Source organism: Dietzia sp. B44 (assembly GCF_014145245.1).
GTDB classification, from domain to species: domain Bacteria; phylum Actinomycetota; class Actinomycetes; order Mycobacteriales; family Mycobacteriaceae; genus Dietzia; species Dietzia natronolimnaea.
Window position 1 is genome coordinate 1 of the sequence record NZ_JAALEF010000109.1, and the last position, 4,683, is coordinate 4,683.

The 4,683-nt window shown below is 72.0% G+C and carries 6 protein-coding genes and 1 riboswitch; of the genes, 2 read left to right on the forward strand and 4 right to left on the reverse strand.

Going from position 1 to position 4,683, the window contains the following annotated elements; translation table 11 throughout:
* Positions 1 to 143: 143 nt before the first annotated feature.
* A riboswitch (cyclic di-AMP (ydaO/yuaA leader) is annotated at positions 144 to 300 on the reverse strand.
* A 178-nt stretch (positions 301 to 478) separates the two neighbouring features.
* The gene (locus G6017_RS04525; RefSeq protein ID WP_182616131.1) at positions 479 to 760 is read right to left on the reverse strand and encodes a hypothetical protein; all 282 of its coding nucleotides are present in this window, start codon (positions 758 to 760) and stop codon (positions 479 to 481) included.
* Positions 761 to 881: 121 nt separating this feature from the next.
* Here G6017_RS04525 and G6017_RS04530 point away from each other — a divergent pair, with 121 nt between their 5' ends.
* Positions 882 to 1,283: a cold-shock protein gene (locus tag G6017_RS04530; protein WP_179524659.1), complete on the forward strand. Its 402-nt coding sequence runs from the start codon at positions 882 to 884 to the stop codon at positions 1,281 to 1,283.
* A 9-nt stretch (positions 1,284 to 1,292) separates the two neighbouring features.
* On the opposite strand, the gene G6017_RS04535 is transcribed toward G6017_RS04530, so the two are convergent.
* From G6017_RS04535 to G6017_RS04545, 3 genes are read right to left on the reverse strand one after another with little or no spacing between them, the layout of a single operon-like run.
* Entirely contained in the window at positions 1,293 to 1,802 is a 510-nt protein-coding gene (locus G6017_RS04535; protein WP_182616132.1) for a DUF2771 family protein, read from the reverse strand.
* Positions 1,799 to 3,190, reverse strand: coding sequence for an MFS transporter (locus G6017_RS04540; protein WP_182609791.1), 1,392 nt, complete (start codon positions 3,188 to 3,190; stop codon positions 1,799 to 1,801). The genes G6017_RS04535 and G6017_RS04540 overlap by 4 nt, the downstream gene beginning before the upstream one ends.
* Positions 3,183 to 4,085 (reverse strand): glutaminyl-peptide cyclotransferase, encoded by a 903-nt coding sequence (locus G6017_RS04545; RefSeq protein WP_182616134.1) that lies wholly within the window; start codon positions 4,083 to 4,085, stop codon positions 3,183 to 3,185. Before G6017_RS04545 ends, G6017_RS04540 begins: the two co-directional genes overlap by 8 nt.
* A gap of 57 nt (positions 4,086 to 4,142) precedes the next feature.
* Between G6017_RS04545 and G6017_RS04550 the strand changes: the two genes are divergently transcribed.
* Positions 4,143 to 4,683 (forward strand): DUF3027 domain-containing protein (locus tag G6017_RS04550; RefSeq protein WP_182616136.1); only part of this gene is annotated, 541 nt, incomplete at its 3' end.

Sequence of the window (4,683 nt, forward strand, 5' to 3'; positions counted from 1 at the left end):
GGCCGCGTTGGCGGCCGGGGCGAGGGCGAGCCCCGCGGCGGAGAACGCGGTGCCCGCGAGGACGACCTTCACCGCCGTCCTGGGCGCGGAGGCGGTGGCGGCAGCGCGGTGGCGTCCGGTGTTCGAGGTCATATACGCGTCAGTCCTTTTCACTCTGTGCCTACGGGGTGAGCTGTCGGGTTCGGACGGGTGCGCCCGGCCGCCTGCGGCGGCTTGACCCCAAGGCGACCTGTGGTCGCCGGCCCGAGGTGGGCCCTGATCGGGTCCCCCGTCCCCGCCCGGTAACGGTCAATGTCGCATCGGCCGCAGGGCGGGGTTCGGTGGTGCGTCCGATGCCAACTCGCTGACGAGTCTGCCCCGAACAGTAGCGGCTTGATGCCGGATCGTCACCATTCTGAGATAAAACCAGGTCACACAGGAGGGCGGGAGGTGACGTTATCGGCTTGTTACCTGGAACTTCGCCAGGGGGTGGGTTCCGTCACACCCTGGGCGGCCGGGAGCCGAGAATCGCGTACAGCAGCCCCAGGAGGAACCCGACCGGGGTGAACACCATCGCGCCGAGGTACAGGAAGGTCGGCGCGTCCCGATCCAGGACGAACGGGGTCAGTGCGGCGAGGACGGTGAACACCACACCGACGGCGAAGACGACCAGCGCCGCGATGAACAGGCCGCGGCGTCTGGGCCGGACCGGGGCGGGCTCGGCCGCGTGGGGTGCCCAGGGGTCGGGGTCGTCGGCTGGGGGTCGGGCGTCGGAGGTCACACGGGGGAGGCTACCGGCCCGGCGGGGGCGCCGGGCCACCGCCTCGGCGAGGGTAGTCTCGAGTCATTCGTGGTGGATGTCGGTCGCACGTGTGCGCGATCGTGTGGAGAGGTGGTTCGCGGTGCCCAGTGGCAGGGTCAAGTGGTACGACGCGGAGAAGGGTTTCGGTTTCCTGTCCCACGAGGGCGGGGAGGACGTCTACGTCCGGTCGGACGCGCTCCCCGACGGGGTGGACACGCTACGGCCCCGCCAGCGCGTGGAGTTCGACATGGTCTCCGGTCGGCGTGGCCCCCAGGCTCTGCGGGTGGTCGTCCACGAGGAGCCCACCGTCGTGCAGGACCGTGCCCCCCGCGGCGGCCCACGGCACTCGCCCGATGAGCTGCACGGGATGGTCGAGGACATGATCAAGGTCCTCGAGACGACCGTCCAACCCGAGTTGCGGCGCGGCCACCGTCCCGACCACAAGGTGTCGGGTCGCGTGGCGTCGGTGCTCCGCGCCGTCGCCCGCGAACTGGACGCGTGACCCGCCGGCTCAGTCCGCGTAGGTGATCCCGACGGACCACTCGCCGCTGAGGATCGTCTCGGAGCCGTCCGCCGCGTAGACCAGGGCGACCGCGCGGAGCGCCAGTCCTTCGATCCGTCCCTCGTCAGGGAGGGTGACCGGGATGAGTAGTTCGCCGGGGCCGTCGGGTTCGAGGGTGTATTCGCGGAACCCGTCCGCGCGGATCTCGTAGACGTCGAGCGTGGCGCGGCGCAGTTCCACCGGCAGCCGCACCGTGAGGGTGTGTTCACCGGTGACCGTGAACTCACCCACCGGGTTGGTGTAGCTCGTGCCGTCGAGGTCCGTCGCGGCGAACGGCAGTACCTCCACGTGGTCGCGGTCGGTGGCGACGGTGATCGCCGGCACCGCCCCGTGACGTGAGGCGGAGCCCTGCCACGCTCCGACGATCGCGGCGACCATGATGATCACCCACGCCAGGATCGCCCAGGTGACTGGGCGGACGCGGGTGCCGGACGCGGGGGCATCGCTGTAAGAGCTCACTCCTCCATTCTGCCGAGCAGGCGCGCGCCGAATGCACGGGGGTCACGTGGCGCTCCGGGGAACCTGGGTCGGTTGCCGCCGAGCCCCGGTACCAGGGTGGACCCGCGCGCGGTCAGGAGCGACTGGCCGAACAGCAGGGCGCCCACGACCGAGATCACGCTGAAGCCCACAGTGAAGTCCGGCGGGAGGAGGACCCCCAGCGCACCGCCCGCGACCCACGCCAGTTGTAGCGCCGTCTCGGACCGGCCGAACGCGGAGGACCGTGCGGAGTCGGGGATGTCCGTCTGGATCGACGCGTCGAGCGCCACCTTGCCGAGCGCGCTGCACACCGCCGCCACCAGTGCGAGGGGGGCCGCCGCCCAGATGTTGCCGAGGAACGCCGCGACCACCGCCGCCGACAGCGCTGCGCCCGCCGCCGTCGTGGTGATCCTGCCCGGTCGGCCCAGGGGGAGACGGGCGCCCACGGCATTCCCCACGAAGGTGCCGAGTCCTCCCGCCGCACCGGCGATCGCGAGCATCCCGGCCTGTTCCGCCGCGGTGGCGTTCTCCTGGGCCTTGGCCACGAACGCGAGGAACAGGGTGAGGAAGCCGGTCATGAACCGGACCATCGACACGGCCCAGAGGTTGGCCAGGACCTGACGGCCCAGCGGCCGGGTGAGAACGGCCTTGAGCCCGCTGACGAGCGGGCGGCCCCGGTCCACGCGCAGGGTCGCCGACTCCTCGTCGAGCGAGGCCTCGGCGTGTGCGGGGATGGTCATCGCGATGTACGCCGTCACCAGCGCCACCGCGGCGAGCAGCCACAGGGCCGCGTCGGAGCCCCACACCCACGACACGGCTCCGGCGAGGGCCCCTGCGATCAACGACCCGCCCACGTGGCCGAGCACCGTCAGCCGGGAGTTCGTCCGGACCAGGTCGAGCGCCGGCGGCAGGACGTGCGGGGTGATCGACGCCTTGACCACGCCGAAGGTCTTGGACAGCACGAGCATCCCCAGCGCGAGGGGATACAGCAGCCAGGAGTCGAAGTTGAGCGCGAGGATCACCGCGAGCACCGCCCGCAGGGTGAAGGTCAACGACACCGTGAGGCGCCGCCCGCTCCGCAGCCGGTCGAGGGCCGGTCCGATCACCGGGGCGATCAGCGCGAACGGGGCGACCGTGACGAGGAGGTACAGGGCCACGTTGCTCCGCGACTCGGCGGTGGCGGCGGAGAAGAACAACGTGTTGGCCAGGGCGACGGCGAGGATCGCGTCGCACGCGAAGTTGGCGACGGTGACGTAACTCAGCTGCGACAGGCCCGATCTGTCGGCCCCGTCGGCGTGGAAGACCCGCCGGACGCCCCGGCCGACGGTGGCCGCGGCTCGACGGGTCGGCCCGGGGGAGCGGTCAGCCAATGAGGCGCACCTCGTACATCGTCGGCCACAACTTCCCTGTGAGCAGCACGTTCTCCGAACCGGGGAGCGCGGCGATCCCGTTGAGAACCGCCTCCCGGCTGGCCGGCCGGGGTCGCTCGAGCGCCGAGGCGTCGTAGATGGCGGTGACCGCGCCGGTGGCGGGGTCGATGCGGATGACCTCGTCCGTCATCCAGACGTTGGCGAGGACGGTGCCGTCCGCGCACTCGAGTTCGTTGATCCGGACCACGGGTGTGCCCCCCGAGGTCACCGAGACCGTGCCGGTGGGCTCGAAGGTGACGGGGTCGCGGAAGGTCAGCTGGTCGGAGCCGTTGCTCATGATCAGCCGTTCGCCGTCGTGACACAGGCCCCAGCCCTCGCCCACGTACGGCACCTCGGAGCGCACCTCGAGGGTCCGGGGGTCCCGGTTGTGGGCGATCCCGTTGGTCCAGGTCAGGGTCCAGAGGGTGTCCGGGGTGACGGCCAGGCCCTCGCCGAACTCGTCGTCCGCCATCCGCACGGACACGGTGGGCGGGCCGCCGGCGAGCGGGCGGCGCTGCACCTGCGAGCGGGTGAACTCACCCGTCGACTCGTAGATCTCGTCGCCCACCACCTGCAGACCCTGGGTGAACAACTCAGGATCGTGCGGCAGGGTCCGGACGACCTCGACCGAACCCCGTACGGGCCGGGGCTCGGCCGGGCCCACCGGCACCTGTCCGCCGGCCGCGTCGCCGGACCCGGAACCGGAGCCGGTGGGCATGCTCGACGACGCGAGGGAGGCGCCGGGGGACGTGGCGCTCCCGGCGTCGTCGGAACCGGTCGCGGTACACGCCGCGACGGCGCCGACGAGGGAGAGGGAGACCGCGAGAGGGCCGAGGGTGCCGAGGACGCTGCGCATGCGTCAAGGATGCCGTACTACGGGCCGGACCGCGACGCTGTCGCGATGACGCGCATAATGGGTGGGGTGAACACCGAGGTAGGCACGGATCAGGAGGCGGACCCCGTGAGCACCGATCAGGCCTCGGGCTTCGACGAGGCCCTGCGCGAGAGACTGGCCTCGGGCGTCGACGTGGCGCGTGCCGCCGTGGAGGAGTTCGCGTCCGACGGCGTGGGAGAGCACCGGGGGGCCGTCGTCGAGGCGCCGTTCACCACGACGCACCGGTTCGCCTCGGACCTCCCCGGCTACCGCGGGTGGTACTGGGCCTGCGTCCTGGCGCTGGTCCCCGGCGGCGAGCTGACGGTCGACGAGATCTCGCTCCTCCCCGGTCCCGACTCGGTGGTGGCCCCGGAGTGGGTGCCGTGGGAGAAGAGGATCCGCCCGGGCGATCTGGGTGCCGGTGATCTGCTGCCCCCCGCGGACGACGACGAGCGTCTGGTCCCGGGACAACTCCTCACCGGGGACGACGGACTCGACGAGGTCGCCGGCCCCGTCGGGCTCGGCAGGCCACGGCACCTGAGCCGGGAGGGCCGGTCGGCCGCCGCCGCCCGATGGGCCG

What these genes read in the sequence shown, in the direction of transcription:
- G6017_RS04545 (WP_182616134.1), bottom strand. Translation starts at nt 4,085, where the DNA reads ATGCGCAGCGTCCTCGGCACCCTCGGCCCTCTCGCGGTCTCCCTCTCC.